The organism is Mesorhizobium sp. L-8-10 (assembly GCF_016756635.1).
In the GTDB taxonomy this organism is placed as follows: Bacteria; Pseudomonadota; Alphaproteobacteria; order Rhizobiales; family Rhizobiaceae.
In genome coordinates this window covers 1990318-2009477 of sequence record NZ_AP023263.1, presented here as the reverse complement: position 1 = coordinate 2009477, position 19160 = coordinate 1990318, and the positions used below count along the sequence as shown (strand labels likewise).

19 protein-coding genes are annotated in these 19160 nt (G+C 65.9%); 14 read left to right on the top strand and 5 right to left on the bottom strand.

Translation table 11 applies throughout. From position 1 onward, the window contains the following. Nucleotides 1-172: 172 nt before the first annotated feature. On the bottom strand, nucleotides 173-1294 hold the full coding sequence (locus JN280_RS09365) for a LacI family DNA-binding transcriptional regulator (RefSeq protein WP_202311686.1): 1122 nt from the start codon (nucleotides 1292-1294) through the stop codon (nucleotides 173-175). A gap of 164 nt (nucleotides 1295-1458) precedes the next feature. On the opposite strand from JN280_RS09365, the gene JN280_RS09360 reads away from it, so the two are divergent. From JN280_RS09360 to lpdA, 8 genes are all read left to right on the top strand, one after another. Next, nucleotides 1459-2538, top strand: coding sequence for a fatty acid desaturase family protein (locus JN280_RS09360; protein WP_202311685.1), 1080 nt, complete (start codon nucleotides 1459-1461; stop codon nucleotides 2536-2538). 98 nt (nucleotides 2539-2636) lie between these two features. Further along, nucleotides 2637-2948, top strand: a complete 312-nt coding sequence (locus JN280_RS09355) for a MocE family 2Fe-2S type ferredoxin (protein WP_202311684.1) — start codon at nucleotides 2637-2639, stop codon at nucleotides 2946-2948. Nucleotides 2949-2958: 10 nt separating this feature from the next. After that, nucleotides 2959-4191: an NAD(P)/FAD-dependent oxidoreductase gene (locus JN280_RS09350; RefSeq protein ID WP_202311683.1), complete on the top strand. Its 1233-nt coding sequence runs from the start codon at nucleotides 2959-2961 to the stop codon at nucleotides 4189-4191. A gap of 23 nt (nucleotides 4192-4214) precedes the next feature. Beyond that, the gene (locus JN280_RS09345; protein WP_202311682.1) at nucleotides 4215-5021 is read left to right on the top strand and encodes a 3-methyl-2-oxobutanoate hydroxymethyltransferase; all 807 of its coding nucleotides are present in this window, start codon (nucleotides 4215-4217) and stop codon (nucleotides 5019-5021) included. 127 nt (nucleotides 5022-5148) lie between these two features. Then, entirely contained in the window at nucleotides 5149-6393 is a 1245-nt protein-coding gene (locus JN280_RS09340) for a 3-methyl-2-oxobutanoate dehydrogenase (2-methylpropanoyl-transferring) subunit alpha (RefSeq protein WP_202311681.1), read from the top strand. Between the two features lie 4 nt (nucleotides 6394-6397). Continuing rightward, nucleotides 6398-7411: an alpha-ketoacid dehydrogenase subunit beta gene (locus tag JN280_RS09335; protein WP_202311680.1), complete on the top strand. Its 1014-nt coding sequence runs from the start codon at nucleotides 6398-6400 to the stop codon at nucleotides 7409-7411. A gap of 4 nt (nucleotides 7412-7415) precedes the next feature. Then, entirely contained in the window at nucleotides 7416-8720 is a 1305-nt protein-coding gene (locus tag JN280_RS09330) for a dihydrolipoamide acetyltransferase family protein (RefSeq protein ID WP_202311679.1), read from the top strand. Nucleotides 8721-8753: 33 nt separating this feature from the next. Further along, nucleotides 8754-10151: a dihydrolipoyl dehydrogenase gene (gene lpdA, locus JN280_RS09325; RefSeq protein ID WP_202314658.1), complete on the top strand. Its 1398-nt coding sequence runs from the start codon at nucleotides 8754-8756 to the stop codon at nucleotides 10149-10151. Between the two features lie 481 nt (nucleotides 10152-10632). On the opposite strand, the gene JN280_RS09320 is transcribed toward lpdA, so the two are convergent. Next, nucleotides 10633-11154, bottom strand: coding sequence for a tetratricopeptide repeat protein (locus tag JN280_RS09320; protein WP_202311678.1), 522 nt, complete (start codon nucleotides 11152-11154; stop codon nucleotides 10633-10635). Nucleotides 11155-11376: 222 nt separating this feature from the next. Next, on the bottom strand, nucleotides 11377-12858 hold the full coding sequence (locus JN280_RS09315) for an aminotransferase class V-fold PLP-dependent enzyme (RefSeq protein WP_202311675.1): 1482 nt from the start codon (nucleotides 12856-12858) through the stop codon (nucleotides 11377-11379). 95 nt (nucleotides 12859-12953) lie between these two features. Here JN280_RS09315 and JN280_RS09310 point away from each other — a divergent pair, with 95 nt between their 5' ends. After that, a complete protein-coding gene (locus JN280_RS09310; protein ID WP_202311673.1) occupies nucleotides 12954-13436 on the top strand; it encodes an Lrp/AsnC family transcriptional regulator in 483 nt (160 codons plus the stop codon). Nucleotides 13437-13462: 26 nt separating this feature from the next. On the opposite strand, the gene JN280_RS09305 is transcribed toward JN280_RS09310, so the two are convergent. Next, nucleotides 13463-14035, bottom strand: coding sequence for an HdeD family acid-resistance protein (locus JN280_RS09305; RefSeq protein WP_202311671.1), 573 nt, complete (start codon nucleotides 14033-14035; stop codon nucleotides 13463-13465). A gap of 136 nt (nucleotides 14036-14171) precedes the next feature. On the opposite strand from JN280_RS09305, the gene JN280_RS09300 reads away from it, so the two are divergent. Both JN280_RS09300 and JN280_RS09295 read left to right on the top strand, forming a co-directional pair. Beyond that, nucleotides 14172-14588 (top strand): ATP-binding protein, encoded by a 417-nt coding sequence (locus JN280_RS09300; RefSeq protein WP_202314657.1) that lies wholly within the window; start codon nucleotides 14172-14174, stop codon nucleotides 14586-14588. A gap of 122 nt (nucleotides 14589-14710) precedes the next feature. Further along, nucleotides 14711-14953 (top strand): hypothetical protein, encoded by a 243-nt coding sequence (locus JN280_RS09295; RefSeq protein ID WP_202311668.1) that lies wholly within the window; start codon nucleotides 14711-14713, stop codon nucleotides 14951-14953. A gap of 98 nt (nucleotides 14954-15051) precedes the next feature. Here JN280_RS09295 and JN280_RS09290 read toward each other — a convergent pair whose 3' ends face one another. Beyond that, complete coding sequence (locus tag JN280_RS09290; protein ID WP_202311666.1) at nucleotides 15052-17574, bottom strand: heavy metal translocating P-type ATPase; 2523 nt, start codon at nucleotides 17572-17574, stop codon at nucleotides 15052-15054. A 58-nt stretch (nucleotides 17575-17632) separates the two neighbouring features. On the opposite strand from JN280_RS09290, the gene JN280_RS40110 reads away from it, so the two are divergent. The 3 genes from JN280_RS40110 (at nucleotide 17633) to JN280_RS09275 (ending at nucleotide 19076) form a co-directional block, all read left to right on the top strand. Continuing rightward, a complete protein-coding gene (locus tag JN280_RS40110; RefSeq protein ID WP_342216180.1) occupies nucleotides 17633-17950 on the top strand; it encodes a heavy-metal-associated domain-containing protein in 318 nt (105 codons plus the stop codon). Nucleotides 17951-18123: 173 nt separating this feature from the next. After that, nucleotides 18124-18522, top strand: a complete 399-nt coding sequence (gene cueR / locus JN280_RS09280) for a Cu(I)-responsive transcriptional regulator (protein ID WP_202311664.1) — start codon at nucleotides 18124-18126, stop codon at nucleotides 18520-18522. A gap of 185 nt (nucleotides 18523-18707) precedes the next feature. Beyond that, nucleotides 18708-19076 (top strand): hypothetical protein, encoded by a 369-nt coding sequence (locus JN280_RS09275; RefSeq protein ID WP_202311661.1) that lies wholly within the window; start codon nucleotides 18708-18710, stop codon nucleotides 19074-19076. Nucleotides 19077-19160 lie beyond the last annotated feature (84 nt).

Genomic DNA, 19160 nt, shown 5'->3' with positions numbered 1-19160 from the left:
TTAGTCTGATGCGATCTCAGTTTGGACTATTTATTCTAAATTTTGTCGAGACGTCAAGGGCGTTTCGAAACGCATGGTCGCGACGTGGTGATTTCTTCCCCGGGGAAGACGGCTCGTGGCGATCTGCAGATGTCGTGCTTCCGTGCGAAGATGACCTCACCGCCCGGATACGTCAGATGTTTTCGGCGACGAAGATGTCGAACGGCAAGAAGATCTGGCCCGGCGTTTCGGCGGGTCCGTTCTCGATCGCATGGACCATCTGCGCCACCAGTTCGCGCGACAGCCTTTCAAGCGGAGTCCCGATGACCATGGCGACAATGTCGTCGGCGAGTGCGGCGCGGGAATCCGCGGTCAGTTCATTGCAGATGGCGACGATCCGCCCGGCCATTCCTTCCTCGCGCAGGGCCGCGATCACGCCCTCCATGCCGCCGCCGCCGACATAGAGCCCAACGAGATCGGGGCAGCGCCTGAAAAGGTCAAGCGTCGCCTCATGAGCGATGTCGCCGTCCTCGAGATTGACCACGGTCTCGACCAGTTCCAGCCCGGGCGCATATTCGCGGAAATAGCTGCGGAACCCGATCTCGCGCATTTCCTGGCCGTGAAAGCGATGGCTGCCGATGAAGACCGCAACTTTCCCAGGGCGGCTCGCGGTACCAGCGCGGCTCGCCGTCCCAGGGCGGCTCGCCGTCCCAGGGCGAGTAGTCGTACCAGGGCGGCCTGGCGTCCCCGGCTGGCCTGTCGTGCGGGCGATCAGCCAGGCTGCCGTCCTGCCGACCTTGCGGTTGTTGAGCCCTATATAATTCTCCCGGATGCCGGGCGCGAAGTCCGACAGCAACGAGAACACCGGCACCCCCTTCTCCCTGGCTTCGGCGACCGCGGCGGTGACGGCGGGGTGGTCGATCGCCACCATCCCGACCGCGCGGCAACGGGAGGCCGTCTCGCGTAACCTGGCTGCGATCTCGGTCGGCGTCTGGGTATCCAGATGGACGATGTCCGCAGTGCCCCGAAACCGCTCGGCCGCGTTGACGACGTGGTCCAGTTCACGAGCGAAGGCCTGGTAGAACGGTTGATCCGGGCGCTGCAGGATGAAACCCAGCCGGTATTGCGGGAGTTCCTGCTCGATGCGTCGCCGGATCAAGGCAGCCGCGTGATAGCCGATGGCATTGGCGGCGTCATAGACACGCCGCGCCGTCTCTTCGCGCACGGGCAGGCGACCGTTGAGCACACGGTCGACGGTCGCGACGCTGACACCCGAAGCCCTTGCTATGTCGGACACGGTCGGGCGGCGCGCCATGGCCATGCCTCCTGCAAAAAATTCATCATCGCATGATAATCCATGATGATAGCTTCTGATAGAATCTATCATACCTGGATTGAACCTGCCAGCCGGCGGTATTATCGTTCCAATCCGGTGGACGGCTGGAACGAAGTCGTTGTCGAGAGGAGCCGGAGGGAGGAATGAGCAAGCGCGACTACAGCTTGATTGGCCGCGACTCCCGCGCCGCCGTCGCCAGCGGGCTTGCGGCGGCACAATGGTATCACACCGATGTACCGCGAAAGCAGATGAAGGAGTTGATGAAGCGGAGCGACGGGCCGGCGATCCGCGACACGGCGATCTGGCTCGCCGCCTTCCTGCTCGCCGGGACCGGCGGCTGGTGGTTCTGGGGCACCTTGTGGTGCGTGCCGTTCTTCTTCTGCTACGGCGTCCTCTACGGCTCGTCGAGCGACTCGCGCTGGCATGAGTGCGGCCACGGCACCGCCTTCAGGACGCAGTGGATGAACAACGCCGTCTACCAGATCGCATCCTTCATGATCATGCGCAACCCGGTGACCTGGCGCTGGAGCCATGCGCGGCATCACACCGATACGATCATCGTCGGGCGCGACCCGGAGATCGCCGTGATGCGTCCGCCCGACCTCGCGCGGCTCTGCCTGAACCTGTTCGGCATCGTGGATATGTGGCATGCCGTCCCCGATATGCTGCGCAACGCCGCCGGCGATCTCAGCGCCGAGGAAAAAACCTTCATCCCCGAGCAGGAACAGCACAAGGTCGTGCGCATCGCCCGCATCTGGGTCGCCATCTATGCTGCGACGGTGGGTCTGGCGGTCGCTCTCGGCTCGATCCTGCCGTTGATGTTCGTCGGCCTGCCCCGGCTCTACGGCGCATGGCATCACGTCATGACCGGGCTGCTGCAGCATGGCGGCCTCGCCGACAATGTCGTCGACCACCGGCTGAACAGCCGGACCGTGCTGATGAACCCGGTCAGCCGCTTCATCTACTGGAACATGAACTACCACGTCGAACACCACATGTTCCCGATGGTGCCTTATCACGCGCTGCCGCGGTTGCACGCGATGATCGGGCATGACGTGCCCGCGCCGAACACCTCGATCCTCGATGGTTATCGCGAGATGATCCCGGCGTTCCTGCGGCAGCTCCGCAACGAGGATTTCTTCGTCGAGCGCCTGTTGCCCGCCACGGCGAGGCCCTACCGGGCCGAACTGCACGAACTCACGGCCGCTGCCTCCGCCGCGTAGCCCCTCGACCCGGCGGACACGGGCGGTGGACGGCACCGCGTGGGAGCCGCCCGTTCGCCGGACGATTTCAGATGCATCCGATTTCAACGGAGGTCCCGATGAGTGACTGGATCGAAGCCTGCCGCATGGACGACGTCGACGAAGAGGATGTGATCCGCTTCGACCATGGCGGACGCACCTTCGCCATCTATCGAAGCCCGGACGATGCGTTCTTCGCCACCGACGGGCTGTGCACCCATGAGCACGTCCATCTGGCCGACGGTCTGGTAATGGACGAGATCATCGAGTGCCCGAAGCACAATGGCCGCTTCAACTACAAGACCGGTGTCGCCCGCGGCACTCCGGCCTGCGTGAACCTCAGGACCTATCCGGTTCGCGTCGACGCCGGGAAGGTCTTCATCCAGATCTGAGGATGCGCCCATGAGCGGCATGGTCATCATCGGCGGCGGCGAATGCGGCGGGCGCGCCGCGTTGGCCTTGCGCGAAGCAGGTTACGAAGGATCGGTGACGCTGGTCGGCGCAGAGCCGCATCTGCCCTATGAGCGGCCGCCGCTTTCAAAGGAAGTGCTTGTCGCCGAGACGGCGCCCGACCCCAGATGGATCGGAACCGGCCTGGGCTATGAAGAGGCGGGCATTCGCTGCATCACGGGGCTGGCTGCTGCCGCCATCGATCGCGCGGCCAAGACCGTCACGCTGGCGGACGGCGCCACGCTCGCCTACGACCGGCTGCTGCTCGCGACGGGCGCAGCGCCTCGCCGGCTTGCGGCGGCCGACATGGCGGGACCGAGGATCGCCTATCTGCGCAGTTATGCGGATGCCCTCGCCCTGCGCGACCATCTGGCAGCCGGCACCGACCTTGCGATCATCGGCGCCGGCTTCATCGGACTGGAACTCGCGGCGAGTGCCCGGCGGCGCGGCGTCAAGGTTACCGTCATCGAGGCCCAACCGCGTATCCTGATGCGTGGCGTGCCCGAGCCGATCGCGGCGGTCGTGGCACAACGCCATCGCGATGAAGGGGTCGATCTGCGCACAGCTTGTCGGATCGCGGGTTTCGCCGGGCGCCCGGACGGCGTGACCATCCTGCTGGAGGGCGGAGAGAGGATCGATGCCGGCCTCGTGGTCGTCGGCATCGGCGCGCTGCCCGTCACCGGCCTCGCCGAGGCGGCCGGCCTGGCGGTCGACAACGGCGTCGTTGTGGATCGCCTCCTCGCGACCTCCGACCCCGACATCTTCGCCGCCGGCGACTGCTGCTCTTTTCCGCTCGCCCTCCACGGCGGGCGGCGCGTGCGGCTGGAATCCTGGCGCAGCGCCCAGGAGCAAGGCGCGCTCGCGGCGCACAACATGCTTGGCACGGCCGACCCGGTGTCGTCGGCCCCCTGGTTCTGGTCGGATCAGTATGAATTGTCCCTGCAGGTCGCCGGGCTGGCCGACGGCAGCGAGCGGACTGTGCGGCGCGACCTGGACGACCAGGCTTTCATCCTTTTCCACCTCGACGCCGGAGGACGACTGGTCGCCGCGAGCGGCATCGGCCCCGGCAATGCCGTCGCCCGGGACATAAGACTGGCCGAGATGCTGATCGCCAGGGGTGCCAGGCCCTCGGAAATGGAACTCGCCTCGCTCGATGTCAGGCTGAAGGCATTGCTCGCCGCCTGACGCGGCACTCAGGGAGGAACGACATGCCACGATCGCTCCGGCCCACCGTTGCGGACCTTCTGAGGCTGAAGGGGCAACGACAGCTTGTCATGTTGCGGGTCACGACGCTGGAGGAAGCCGAGGCCGCCCAGCGGGCCGGCGTCGAAATGCTGTCCGTCACGCCCGAACTGATGACCGACAGGTCTTTTCGCGATGCCGCGCCGGATTGCTTCGCCGTCCCCGGCGGCGAGCAGAGCGTCTACACGCCGAAGGAGGACTGCCTGCGGGAGGCGTTCCGCATGATGCGCGCCGGGGCGGATGCGGTCTACTGCGCGGCCGGGCTCGACACGATCCGCGCACTTCGGGCCGAAGCCGTTCCGGTCTGCGGCCATTGCGGTCTGGTCCCGTCCCAGGCGACCTGGACCGGCGGCTTCCGCGCCGTCGGCAAGACCGCGGCCGGCGCTTTGTCGGTCTGGAAGAAGGTCCGGGATCTCGAAGCAGCCGGAGCATTCGCGGCCGAGATCGAGGTCGTGCCGGCAGAAGTTGCCGCGGCAATCTCCGGACGAACCTCGCTGTTCATGATCTCGATGGGGGCAGGGGACGGCTGCGACGCGCAGTATCTATTCGCCGAAGACGTGCTCGGTCAGAATCGCGGCCGCTATCCGCGTCATGCCAGATCCTACCGCAATTTCGCCGCCGAGTTCGATCGGCTGCAGCAGGAACGCGCGACCGCCTTTGCCGAATTCGCCGCCGATGTGCGCTCAGGCCGTTTTCCCCAGAAGCGACATCAGGTCGGTATCGATCCGGCCGAGCTTTCCAGCTTCCTGGAGGCCTTGGAGGCTGCGCAATAAAATTACGCGACCGGCATCAAATACGACGCGAAGCGCTTCTTACCTTCTGAAACCGCCGTGATAGAGTCCGGCCGCGATTGACCCCCGGGCCGCAAGTCCCGGCGAAGCGTCAGAGGGAGGCCGCGTCGTGACACCGCAAGCTGACAATCCCGCGCCCTTGCGGCTCCATGTTCCGGAGCCGGAGGTCAGACCCGGCGGAACGCCCGACTTCTCGAGCGTGAAGATCGCGCCGGCCGGCTCGGTGCGGCGGCCCGAGGTCGACGCCAACCCGGAAGACATCCGCGATCTCGCCTATTCCATCATCCGGGTGTTGAACCGCGAGGGCGAGGCGGTCGGGCCCTGGGCCGGTCTGCTCAGCGACGACGACCTAGCCGAGGGCCTGAAGCACATGATGACGCTGCGCGCCTTCGACGCGCGCATGCTGATGGCACAGCGCCAGGGCAAGACCTCCTTCTACATGCAGCATATGGGCGAGGAAGCCGTAAGCTGCGCCTTCCGGCGCGCCTTGTTGCCCGGCGACATGAACTTCCCGACCTACCGGCAGGCCGGCCTGCTGATCGCCGGCGGCTACCCGATGGTCGACATGATGAACCAGATTTTCTCCAACGAGTCCGACCCGCTGAAAGGCCGGCAACTTCCGATCATGTATTCGTCGAAGGAGCATGGCTTCTTCTCGATATCGGGCAATCTCGGCACCCAGTTCGTCCAGGCGGTGGGCTGGGCGATGGCCTCGGCGATCAAGAACGATACCAGGATCGCCGCGGGCTGGATCGGCGACGGCTCGACCGCCGAATCCGACTTCCATGCGGCTCTCGCTTTCGCCTCGACCTACCGCGCGCCCGTCGTGCTCAACATCGTCAACAACCAGTGGGCGATCTCCACCTTCCAGGGCATAGCGCGTGGGGGTTCCGGCACCTTTGCCGCGCGCGGCCTGGGCTTCGGCCTGCCCTCGCTGAGGGTCGACGGCAACGACTATCTGGCCGTCCATGCGGTCGCCTCCTGGGCCCTGGAGCGCGCGCGGCGCAATCTCGGGCCGACGCTGATCGAATATGTCACTTACCGAGTTGGCGCCCATTCGACATCGGACGATCCATCGGCCTATCGACCGAAAACGGAATCGGATGCCTGGCCGCTCGGCGATCCCGTCATCCGGCTGAAGAACCATCTGATCCTGCGCGGCCGCTGGTCGGAGGAGCGTCACAAGCAGGCCGAAGCGGAGATCCTCGACACGGTGATCTCGGCGCAGAAGGAGGCCGAACGCCACGGCACGCTGCACGCCGGCGGGAAACCTTCGGTGCGCGACATGTTCGAGGGCGTCTATGCCGAGATGCCGCCGCATCTGAGGCGCCAGCGCCAGCAGGCGGGGGTTTGATCCGATGCCGCGCAAGACAATGATCGAGGCGATCCGCGACGCCATGGACGTCATGATGGGCCGCGATGACGATGTCGTCGTTTTCGGCGAGGACGTCGGCTATTTCGGCGGCGTCTTCCGCTGCACCCAGGGCCTGCAGGCGAAATACGGCAAGACGCGCTGCTTCGACACGCCGATCAGCGAACTCGGCATCGTCGGCACGGCGATCGGCATGGCCGCCTACGGGCTGAAGCCCTGCATCGAGGTGCAGTTCGCCGACTATGTCTATCCCGCCTACGACCAGATCGTTTCGGAAGCGGCCCGGCTGCGCTATCGTTCCAACGGCCAGTTCACCTGTCCGATCGTCATCCGCATGCCCGCCGGCGGCGGCATCTTCGGCGGCCAGACCCACAGCCAGAGCCCGGAAGCGCTTTTCACCCATGTCTCCGGCCTGAAGACGGTCGTGCCCTCCAATCCGCACGACGCGAAGGGCCTGCTGATATCGGCGATCGAGGACCCGGACCCTGTCATCTTCCTCGAGCCCAAGCGCCTTTACAACGGCCCCTTCGATGGCCATCACGACAGGCCGGTCACGCCCTGGTCGAAGCATGCCCTGGGCGAGGTCCCGGACGGCCACTTCACCGTGCCGCTCGGCAAGGCGGCGATCCGCCGGCCGGGCACCGCCATGACGATCCTGGCCTACGGCACCATGGTCTATGTCGCCGAGGCGGCGGCGCAGGAAACCGGCATCGATGCCGAGGTGATCGACCTGCGCACCCTCCTCCCGCTGGACCTGGAGACGATCGTGGCTTCGGTGAAGAAGACGGGACGCTGCGTCGTCGTGCACGAAGCGACGTTGACGTCGGGCTTCGGCGCCGAACTTGCCGCTCTCGTCCAGGAGCATTGCTTCTTCCATCTCGAGGCGCCGGTGGCACGGGTCACGGGATGGGACACGCCCTATCCGCATGCGCAGGAATGGGACTATTTCCCCGGCCCGGCCCGTCTCGGCCGCGCCTTGCTCGATACCATGGGAGTCTGACGGAATGGGCGAACACGTCATAAAACTCCCCGACGTCGGCGAGGGCGTCGCGGAGGCCGAGCTTGTCGAATGGCACGTCAAGGTCGGCGACCTGGTGCGCGAAGACAGCGTGCTTGCCGCAGTGATGACCGACAAGGCGACCGTGGAGATCCCGTCGCCGGTCGACGGCGAGATCCTGTGGCTGGGCGCCGAGATCGGCGACACGGTCGCGGTCGGGTCGCCATTGCTCAGGCTCAAGGTCGAGGGCGAAGGCAATGCCGCGCCCGAGCCGTCCGCACCCAAGGCAGCGAAGCCGTCAGCAGCCGCGCCAGCCGAGCCGATCGCAGCGCCAACGCCGGTCGCCGCCGCGACGCCGACGGCCAGACCCGAGATCCCGGCACTGGAGAAAGCCCCCGCGCGGCTCGCCGCTCCGGCCGCAGCACCCCGCGCCGAAGGCGAGAAACCGCTCGCCTCACCTGCGGTCCGGCTGCGCGCCAAGGAGGCCGGCATCGACCTGCGGCAGGTGCCCGGAACCGGCCCTGCCGGCCGCATCGGCCATGACGACCTCGACGCCTTCCTGCGGCAGGGCCCGCAGACCGCCCGGGCGCCGGCGCGGCTGGCGGAAAACAACAGCGTCGAAGAGATCAAGATGGTCGGCATGCGCCGACGCATCGCCGAGAAGATGGCGCTGGCGAAGACGCGCATTCCGCACATCACCTATATAGAGGAGGTCGACGTCACCGCGCTCGAGGAACTGCGCGCCACGCTGAACAAGGACAAGCGCCAGGACCGGCCGAAGCTGACCCTGTTGCCCTTCCTGATGCGGGCCATGGTCAAGGCGATCGCCGAGCAGCCTGGGATCAACGCCTTGTTCGACGACGAGGCGGGTATCGTCTACCGTCACGGGGGCGTCCATATCGGCATCGCCGCGCAGACGCCGTCCGGACTGGTGGTCCCGGTGGTGAAGCATGCCGAGGCACGGGACATCTGGGACTGCGGCACCGAGGTCAACCGTCTCGCCGAGGCGGCAAAGGCCGGCACCGCGACACGGGAAGAACTCACCGGCTCGACCATCACCATCACCTCGCTCGGCGCCATGGGAGGTGTCGCCACCACGCCGGTCATCAACCACCCCGAGGTCGCCATCGTCGGCGTCAACAAGATCATGGTGCGGCCGGTCTGGGACGGCTCGTCCTTCATCCCGCGCAAGATGATGAACCTCTCGTCGAGCTTCGACCATCGCGTGGTCGATGGTTGGGACGCCGCTGTCTTCGTCCAGCGGCTGAAGACGCTGCTGGAAGCGCCGGCACTGATTTTCGTGGATGATTGATTTGGACGCCGCGTGGAACGGAGATCGGGGATGATGAAGGAAATCTCCTGCAAGTTGCTGGTCATCGGCGCTGGCCCGGGCGGCTATGTCACGGCCATCCGCGCCGGCCAGCTCGGCGTCGATACCGTCATCGTCGACTTCCAGAAGCCCGGCGGTACCTGCCTCAATGTCGGCTGCATCCCCTCCAAGGCCCTGATCCACGCGGCAGAGGAATTCGAGAAGGTCGTCCATGCCGGCCACGCCAAGAGCCCGCTCGGCATCTCGGTCACCCAGCCGACCCTCGACTTTCCCAGGACCATCGCATGGAAGGACGGGATCGTCGGGCGCCTCAACACCGGCGTGTCCGGCCTCCTGAAGAAGGCCAAGGTCAAGATCGTCGACGGCCACGCCAGGTTTCGCGACGGCAAGACGGTCGAGGCCGAGACCGAGATCGGCCAGCAGGTGATCCGCGCCGAGGCGGTGGTGATCGCCACCGGTTCCGCCCCGGTCGAGCTTCCCGCCCTGCCCTTCGGCGGACCGGTGATCTCGTCGACCGATGCCCTGGCGCTGACCAAGGTTCCCGAGCGGCTCACCGTGGTCGGCGGCGGCTATATCGGCCTGGAACTCGGCATCGCCTTCGCCAAGCTCGGCGCGAAAGTTGCGGTGGTCGAGGCCGAAGGCAAGGTTCTGCCGCTATACGATGCCGAGCTGACGCGGCCCGTGTCGAAACGCCTTGCCGAGCTCGGCATCGACGTGCTGACCGGCGCCAGGGCGAAGGGACTTTCGACGAAGGGCGATGCGCTGGTCGTCGAGACGGCGGACGGCGCCGAGAAGAAGCTCGCAGCCGAAAAGATCCTGGTCACCGTCGGACGCAAGCCGGTGACCGAAGGCTGGGGTCGCGAGGAGATCGAGCTCGACATGGCAGGCAGGTTCATCCGGATCGACGACCAGTGCAGGACCTCGATGCGCGGCATCTATGCAATCGGCGACGTCACCGGCGAGCCGATGCTGGCGCATCGGGCAATGGCGCAGGGCGAGATGGTGGCCGAGATCGTCGCCGGCCATAGGCGCAGCTGGGACAAGCGCGCCATCCCGGCGATCTGCTTCACCGATCCGGAAATCCTGTCGGTCGGCCTCTCGCCCGACGAGGCGAAGAAGTCGAGCCGCGAGATCAAGACCGGCCTGTTTCCGTTCCAGGCCAATGGCCGCGCCATGACACGGCTCGGCGAGGACGGTTTCGTCCGTGTCGTGGCACGCGCCGACAACCATCTGGTTCTGGGCATCCAGGCGGTCGGCCAGGGCGTCTCGGAACTGTCGACGGCCTTCGGCCTCGCCATCGAGATGGGCGCAAGGCTGGAGGACATCGCCGGCACGATCCACGCCCATCCGACAATGGGCGAGGCGTTTCAGGAAGCGGCGCTGCGGACGCTGGGGCATGCACTGCATATCTGAGGGTGTGCAGTCAATTCGTTGAGGTGCCGGGTAGCCATGGTGGCGTCCGCCTCGTTTCGAGTTAAGCTCTGACACGAGACATGGCAGGAGCCTTTCGATGCCAAGGGTCAAAGAGGGAAAATCGTTGCCGGAAGAGGTGACGATACAATTCCGCATCGTGGAGATGAGCCACTGCGGGTTTCACGACTTTATGCAGCGAACCGATGGGCCGGGCGTTCCCGTGCCCGAGATTGCGGAATTGGTGCGCCGATCGGCACCTTGGGACGCCTCCTGCACCACGTCAAAGCTCTGAACACCGAATCGCCTGTGACGTTGGCCTACCGTGAAAGTGCCTCTGAAATCCGTTTTGTTTCAGTTGGATAACGGATTCGTTTACACCGTGCTGGGCCCCTCATCCGCCTGCCGGCACCTTCTCCCCGCATGCGGGGAGAAGGTGCCGGCAGGCGGATGAGGGGCAGCGCAATCGTCGCAGGACGTGCCCTCAGCCCTTCACATGGGCGTCGATCTGGCGGGCGAGCTCGGCATATTCGGCGCAGCCCTTGCCGCAGCGCTTCTCGATCTCCGCCAGTTGCTTGCGTGCCGCCGTCACGTCGCCGAGTTGGAGATGGGCCTCGCCCATATATTCGCGTACCAGCGTGTAGTCCGGGTCGACGCGCAGCGCCTCCTCGTAATAGCCGAGGCCGACGAGCACGCGGCCTTGCTTGCGATGCGAATAGCCGAGATAGTTGAGGATACGCGGATCGGACTTGTCGGCGGCCAGGCTGAGGATTTCGATGGCCTCGCCATACCGCCCCTGCATGGCAAGCGAACGTCCCGTCTCATAAATGCTGTCGTTGCCGAGCTGGCTCTGCTTGCTGACGCATTTCTTCCTGTTCTTGTCCCAGACCTTCCCGCCTTCGCATTTCGGGACGGGCGCCGGCTCGGAACTGCCGCCACCGCCGGCGGCGAAAGCAGGCGAGGCGGCGAGCAGGAAGGCGAGGCTCGTGATCAGGCGGGCATTCATTCGGTCCTCCTTCTATGGCATGCACGGTCGGATCAACGGCACCGGCCGCCGATTTCTTCCCGAAGCTACCACAAATTGCGGCGATTCGGGGAGGTCTGTGCCGGAGGGGCATCGAATGCCGGCGCACCGGCAGGGGAGAGGCCATCCCCAGGCAGCCCCCGCTGCGAATTCAGTGGAACTTCAGGTGGCCCCTGCCGTCGCGATGTCGGGTCTCGCCATGGCTCAGGCCGCCGCGTTCCCGGCAGCGCGCGGAAAGAAGATCGCGCGGCCGGGATCGAATTCGTAGCACGCCTCGAAGAGCGTGGCGTCGCTTGCGAGCGCGGCGACCGAGGCCAGTATGAACTCCACCTTGTCGTCGGGGAGAAGCACGCTGAAATTCAGTCGCGTGAAGCCCGGCTTGGCGATCTCGTCGCCGGCCAGGATGGCTTGGCGCATGCGCTCCGAATCCGCTGGTCCGATGCCCAGCAGCCGATGGACATAGGGCCCAGCGCAGGCACAGCCGCCGCGCGCCTGGATGCCGAAACGATCGCTCAGCATGCGGGTGACGAGTTGCTGATGCACATGGCCGCCCTTGCCGTTGCCGACGCGGAACGAAAAGATGGGCAGCCTGTCCGGAGATGATGGTCCGAGCAGTTCGAGCTGCTTCACGCCGCGCCAGGCCTCGAATGCGCGAGCGGCAAGTTCGGCATTGCGCTTGCGCATCGTGTCGACGCCGATCGCGTCCTTGACCAGGAAGGCGAGCGCGGCACGGATGTCGCCGACGACATTCGGCGTGCCGGCTTCCTCCCGAGCCTCGACACTGTCGCTGTAGTCATGAGCGGTCGGCGAGACGAACTTCACGGTGCCGCCGCCCGGCCAGGATGGCTTGGTGGCCGCGACCGCGTCGCGGCGCAGGATCAGCACACCCGACGCGCCGGGGCCGCCGATGAATTTGTGCGGCGAGACGACGACCGCGTCGATCTCAACGCCAGGCCTGGGCGACATGGCGATCGGCAGATAGGGCCCGGCGCCGGCGTAGTCCCAGACGACCCTGGCGCCCGACGCCTTCGCCAGCCGGGTGACCGCGGCGACATTGGTGACGATCCCCGTCACATTGGACGCGGCCGAGAAGGCGCAGACCGTGAGATCGGCCGGCTGCCGCAGCGCCTCGCCGAGACCGACGAGATCCGGCCCCCCGTCCGGGCCCTCGGCGATCTCGATCACTGTGGCGCCGCTTTCCCGCCAGGGCAGGATGTTCGAGTGATGCTCATAAGGGCCGATGATCACACGGGCTCGCTTGCCCGCGGCCACGGCGTCGGTCAGGCCGAACAGCGTCACGAGGCGGTTGATGCCGGCGGTGGCGCCCGAGCCCGCAAAGATTACCGCATGCTCCGCACTTGCTCCGCAGCAGCGGGCGATGGCCGCGCGGGCCTCCCGGCGAAGCCGTGTCATGAAGCCCCCGCAATAAGAAGCCTCCGTGTGGCTGTTGGCGTAGAAGGGCAGCACCTCCTCCAGCACGAACCGTTCGACCTGGGCGAGCGCCCGCCCCGAGGCGACGTAGTCGGCATAGACGAGAGGCTTTCGGCCGAATGCACCGTCGATCGACGCGTTCCGGCCGATCAGTCCGGCCTGCAGCGCCGCGATCGTGTCGCCGGACAGAAGGTCGCGGCTGAAACCCTGCAGCAGGCCGGCCGCGCCGGCTTGGTCCTGTTGCGTCATGCGCATCGTTTCTCTCCCGGGAAATGCCAGGGAGATTCTATTCGCTTCTGCGCGATGAAATCACATCGACTTCATGCAATTTTTCGGCCACTATGGGTCATATGATCGAGAAAATTACAAAGATCGATGCAATCGATCTAAGGATCCTTACCCGCCTGCAACGCGACAGTGCGATCTCCCAGCGGGACCTGGCCGATCAGGTGGGGTTGTCACAAAACGCCTGCTGGCGTCGCCTGCGGCGGCTGAACGAGAGCGGCCTGATCCGCGGCTCGCGCGCCGATGTCGATCTCACCGCGCTCGGCTTCGACCTGACCGTCTTCGTCATGATCCGGACACGCCACCATTCCAAGGAATGGGCGGACAATTTCCGCAAGCATGTGGAGCGGTTGCCAGAGGTGATCGATTTCTACCGGATCGGCGGCGACTGGGATTACCTGATCAAGGTCGTGACGCGCGGCATGTCTGGTTATGACGGCTTCTACCAGAAGCTCATCACCAATTTCGACCTCGCCACGGTCACGGGCTTCTTCTCGATGGAAGCCATCATCGACAACCGGCCGGCGGATCTCGCTCGCCTGCGCTGAGCGCCCTTGGTCCGCCGGCTGGCGGTTCAGCTCTTGCGGACCTGCCAGGCAAGATAGGCGATGGAGGCGCCCACGCTGACGAGTTGCAGGCCGAGCAGCAGCCCGATCAGCCACATCGCCGTCACCGGCATGCTGGCCAGGAGGATGATCGACAGGGCGATGCCGACGAGCCCGCTCGCAAGGACCCAGCCCCAGTTCGGGAAAGGCCGGATGGTGAGGGCGAAGACGACCTTCGACATGCCCTCGATCATGAAGAACACGATCAGGAGCAGCGTGACCGTCACCAGCCCCTGCTCGGGATCGCGCAGGAAAAGGAAGCCGATCAGTACGGCGAGGATGACGGAAATGAGCTGCAACCAGAAATGCGGCACCTGACCGGCCCCGATCAGGCCGAAGCCCTGAATGACGCCGCTCAGGATCAGCAGCCAGCCGAGCAGCACGACGACCGCGACCGACGAGATGACGGGATAAATGATCGCCAGTACCCCGGCTACGACCAGAAGCGCGCCCTGGATGAGATACCAGAGCGAATGACGCTTCACGGCCTGGCGCATCGCCTCGCGAAAGACTTCCGCCGCCGCATCCACCGAAATCGACATGCCCGCCTCCTGCAGTTCCGGTTTACCTTGCGGCAGCATTGCCCCAAACGGGTCGGGCTGCAAGCATCCTTTGCGTTGACAAAGCTCCGGGGAAGGCGCGGGCCGCCACCATTGCCGCCGATCCTTCCGTCGAGCGATCACATGGCGGCGTATAGGACCGCGTCATCCCTATCGCCTTAACGCCCTGAAGCTGCGGGCCAATCGGGACATACTGAAGCTCGCCTTGCGCAATCTCCACGAGAACGCGGTCGAGCACATGGCCAACGGTGGCAGCGTCGCCTGGCGTCCGGTTCGCGACGGTTGCGGCGTGATGGTCGAGGACGATGGACCGGGAATTCCGGAAGAGGATTTGCCGCTCGTCATCCGGCGTTTCTATCGCGGACGGCACAGAAGCGCCGCCGGGACGGGGCTCGGCCTGGCGATCGCCGAACTCGCGGCGAAACGGTCAGGCGGCGGGCTCATGCTGCGCAACCGCGACGGCGGGATCGGCCTCGGGGCCGCCATCTTGCTGCCGCCCACCGACGACGAACCGTCGACCCGGAATGGGGTCTGATCTATCTCGCTTTCGAACCTTGTTTTCTTTACGATTTTTCCAGAACCGGCGTGCAACTTTCGGTACGGTTGCGCTATTGTGACTCGGGGAATGGCGAGGCAAGTGGTTAGGGAGTCTTTCTCATGAAGAAAATCATCGCCGCACTGGCCGTTGTCGCCGCTTTGAGCGGCTGCACGACGACCGAGCGGGATATAAGCGTGGGCACCGCCGCGGGCGCTGTCATCGGCGGCATCGCCGGCGGCGGCGAAGGAGCAGCGATCGGCGCCGTGGCCGGCGCGGTCGGCGGTGTGCTTGTCCGCAACCTGCGCAACGGATATTGCCAGTACCGTGGCCGGGATGGCCGCATTTACACGGCCCGCTGCTGATCCGGGCTTCAACGCTGAAACGGCGGCCCTGATGGGATCGGAGCCGCCGCGTTTCCTGTCCTCGCGCTCGGAGCCTTCCCGGTTCAACGACGCGGCCATCAAGCGGCCACGGCGCGCAGCTTTGCCGTTTCGTTGCCGCCCGCTGATGCGGTCGGGGCCTTGAAGCGCCGCAGCCGCAGGGCATTGCCGAGCACGAAGACGCTCGATAGCGCCATCGCCCCGGCCGCCAGCATCGGCGACAGCAAGGTGCCGCCGATTGGGTAGAGCACACCGGCCGCGACCGGGATCAGGCCGGCATTGTAGGCGAAGGCCCAGAACAGGTTCTGCCTGATATTGCCGATCGTGGCTTTCGACAGCGCGATCGCGTTGGTCACGCCGTTCAGATCGCCCGACATCAGCACGACGTCGGCGCTTTCGATCGCGACGTCTGTGCCCGTCCCGATCGCCAGGCCTACATCCGCCTCGGCCAGCGCCGGCGCGTCGTTGATGCCGTCGCCGACAAAGGCGACTGCCCGCCCGCGGTCCCGAAGCCGCTTGACCGCCTCGACCTTGCCGTCGGGCAGAACCTCGGCCACGACCTCGTCGATGCCGAGCTCCGCTGCGATCGCCTCGGCCGTGCGCCTGTTGTCGCCGGTGATCATCGCCACCTTCAGGCCGAGCCCATGCAGCGCCCGGATCGCCTGCGGCGTCGTCGGCTTGACGGGATCGGACACGGCGATGATTGCGGCCAGTCGGCCGTCGAGCGCCGCATAGAGCGGCGTCTTCGCCTTGCGGCCGAACGCAAGAGCCAGTTCGGCCAAGGGAGCCGGGTCGACGCCGAGTCGGCTCATGAACCGGTCGGCACCGATCGCGATCCGGTGTCCGCCAACGACCGCCGTGACGCCGTAGCCGGGAACCGCCTCGAATTCCGCGACCGAATGCAGGGCCAGCCTCTCGGCCTTGGCGGCGGCGACGATGGCCGAGGCCACCGGATGCTCGGACTGGCCCTCGACCGATGCCACGAGCGCCAGCACCCGCTCGCGATCGAAGCCCGGCGCCGGCACGAGATCGGTCAGCAGCGGGCGGCCTTCCGTCAGCGTGCCCGTCTTGTCGAGCGCCACCACCTCGACGCCCTTGAGCGTCTGCAGGGCCTCGCCGTTGCGGAACAGTACACCGAGCTCGGCGGCGCGGCCCGTGCCGACCATGATCGAGACGGGGGTGGCGAGCCCCATGGCGCAGGGGCAGGCGATGATCAGCACCGCCACGGCATTGACGAGCGCGAAGGTGAGCGCAGGCTCGGGACCGAAGGACAGCCATACCAGGAAGGTGATCGCGGCGGCCGCCATCACGGCAGGCACAAACCAGGCCGTCACCTTGTCGACCAGCGCCTGGATCGGCAGCTTCGATCCTTGCGCTGTCTCGACCATCCGGATGATCTGGGCAAGCAGCGTGTCCGCCCCGACCTTGGTCGCGCGATAGGTGAAGCTGCCCGTCTTGTTGATCGTGCCGCCGACGACCTCGTCGCCCTCGCCCTTGGCCACGGGAACGGGCTCGCCCGAGATCATGGATTCATCGATGAAGGAGGAACCGCCGAGCACCAACCCGTCGACAGGCACCTTGTCGCCCGGCCGCACCTGGATCACGTCGCCGGCTCGGACCGCGTCGAGCGGTGTCTCGACGAACGCGCCATCGCGCTCGACGCGCGCCGACTTCGCCTGCAGACCCATCAGGCGCTTGATCGCCTCGCTGGTGCGCCCCTTCGCCTTGGCCTCGAGGAACCGGCCGAACAGGATGAGCGTGATGATGACGGCGGACGCCTCGTAATAGACATTGGCCGTGCCCTCGGGCAGGATCGACGGCGCAAATGTCGCAACGACCGAATAGCCCCAGGCCGCGGTAGAGCCCAGCACGACGAGAGCGTTCATCTCCGGCGCGAGCCGCATCAAGGCGGGCAGGCCCTTCCTGTAGAAGCGCAGGCCGGGGCCGAACTGCACGATCGTCGCCAGCAGGAAATAGGCGAGATAGAGCCGCTCCCGGCCGATCGCCATCCACAGCCAGTGATGCAGCGGCGGATAGGCATGCGACCCCATTTCCAGCAGGAAGATCGGAAGCGTCAACACGCCGGCGAAACGCAGGTCACGCTTGAGGTTGAGCAGTTCCTTGTCCTTCGCCTCCTGCCTCGCATCCACGGCGGCTCCATCGGCTGCGGCGATGCGGCGAGCCTGGTAGCCGGCTCCCTCGATCGCAGCTTCGACAGCCGCGACGGGTACCGGCCCCGCGGCCTCCAGGGTCGCCCGTTCAGTGGCGAGGTTCACCGACGCCCGGAGGACGCCCGGGACGGCCGATATGGCGCGTTCGACCCGGCGCACGCAGGAGGCGCAGGTCATGCCCTCGATCCCGATCTCGGCCGTCTCGATCGCGACCTCGTAACCCGCTGTCCGGATCGCTTCGATCACGTCGCTCGGCCGGGAGACGCCGTCGAAGGTCACCTCGGCCGTTTCGGTCGCGAGGTTGACTGCGGCACGTGTCACGCCCCGCACGTTGCCGACCGCGCGTTCGACCCGGCGCACGCAGGACGCGCAAGTCATGCCCTCGATGCGGAAGCTCTGCGGTGCTGCGGCGGGTGAAGAATGCGCATTCATCTGTCTCGTTCCCTCATCCAAGTATCTGGATCGGAACGCGGTGTAGAGGTTCCAGTCATTGGAAGGTCAACAGACCGACCAGGATTTTTCTTCCCGGCTCTCCCTTGACCCTCCAGTTGCTGGAAACCCCATTTGCTGCGACGTGGCCATGCGCCAGGCAACAGAACAGGAGATCGAAATGCTGAAACTCAACGTGCCCGACATGACGTGCGGCCATTGCGCGAGCACCGTCACCAAGGTGGTGAAGTCGGTCGACGCAGGCGCCGAGGTCACCATCGACCTGCCGGCGCAGACCGTCACCATCGCTTCGGCCGCGGATGCGGCGAAAATCACCGCGGCCATGGATGCGGCGGGTTATCCCGCGAAGGCGGCGTGAAACGCGACACCAGGGTCGGGAAATGCGAGCCCGGGCAGCCGTCCGGGCAATCGCGACGGGACCACACTATATGGACGGGTAACGAACGGACCGGGGACGTAGCACCCCTCACAAAGCACTTGAGCTTCCAGTGACTGGAAGGGCTATGGAGCCGGTATTGCAGGGAGACGTGTATGAACATCGGACTGGCTGCGGAAAAATCGGGCCTCCCCCCCAAGACGATCCGCTATTACGAGGATATCGGCCTGCTCACCGCCGACCGGGCCGGTAACGGATATCGCGATTACTCCCTGACGGATGTGCATCGGCTGCGGTTCCTGAAGCGGTCGCGCAGCCTCGGCTTCTCGGTCGAGGAATGCCGCCAGCTGCTTTCCCTTTATGACGACAAGACCCGTGAAAGCGCCGAAGTGAAAGCCGTTGCGGAGGCCAAGCTCGACGAGATCGAGAAGAAGCTGGCCGAACTCATCGGGCTGCGCGACATGCTGAAGGAGCTGGTGAGCAGCTGCCATGGCGACCACCGGCCCGACTGCCCGATCATCGAAGGCCTCTCGGGGGGCAAGGCGCCACGGTAAGGCGCGACTCCGCGGCCTTACCCCGGTCTTTCATGAGTCTTACAAGTCCGAAAAGATCGTCGAGATCACGATCACAAATGCGCGCAGCGCCGCCGTCGACAGGCGTCGGCGGTTGACTTGTACAAGCAAATCAGATGCCTGAAGGGGCTATGCAGGAGACGACAGGACATCGGCGGACCGGGGGGATGCTTGCGCGCATTCTCCTGGCCCTGGCGTTCCTGACGATGTCGGCACTCCAGCCCGGCCCTTATGGCGCCCCGGAGAACTCACCCTTACGCGACAGGAACGCCATCGCGGCAGATGCGCTGCAGGTCGCACCCGTCCCGGAACCCGCTTCGATCGATGCGGGCGGGCAGCATGCCGGCGTGTCGGCCAAGAGCGGAAAGGTCGCGGACCAAAACTGCCAGGTCCATTGCGCGCCGACGGCAGCGCTGCTTGTCGGCTACCTCACCATCCAACCGCAGATCGGCGGCTGCCCCGCGCCGCCGCCGACACCGCAATTGCCGTCGGCCGAGCACGCCTCGCCGATCCGGCCACCCAGGCTCGTGGCCTGATCCGACCGCGCCGACAGGGCGCATCAAGGCCGAGCCGACAAGCCCGAGCCTAAGGACAACAGACCGGAGATGCCCTCGCGCGGC